Origin of the sequence: Achromobacter sp. SIMBA_011, from assembly GCF_046535435.1 — a bacterium.
GTDB classification, from domain to species: domain Bacteria; phylum Pseudomonadota; class Gammaproteobacteria; order Burkholderiales; family Burkholderiaceae_B; genus Achromobacter; species Achromobacter dolens.
On sequence record NZ_JAWRWN010000275.1, the window covers coordinates 1 to 290 of the forward strand.

Sequence of the window (290 nt, forward strand, 5' to 3'; positions counted from 1 at the left end):
GACGCTGGTTGGCGTCGGTTATCGTGCGCAAGCGCAAGGCGACAAGCTGAACCTGTCGCTGGGTTTCTCGCACCCGGTGGTGCACCAGATGCCGGAAGGCGTCAAGGCTGAAACTCCGACGCAAACCGAAATCGTGATCAAGGGGATCAACAAGCAACAAGTCGGTCAAGTAGCTGCGGAAGTTCGCGGTTACCGTCCGCCGGAGCCCTACAAGGGCAAGGGCGTGCGCTATTCCGACGAGGTTGTGATCCTCAAAGAAACGAAGAAGAAGTAAGGGTGCGCAATCATGG

General features: G+C 57.6%; 1 protein-coding gene. It reads left to right on the forward strand.

All coding sequences use genetic code 11. From position 1 onward, the window contains the following. A partial coding sequence (locus SB816_RS30920; protein ID WP_410548108.1) for a 50S ribosomal protein L6 occupies window positions 1-274 on the forward strand: 274 nt, incomplete at its 5' end. Window positions 275-290: the final 16 nt, after the last annotated feature.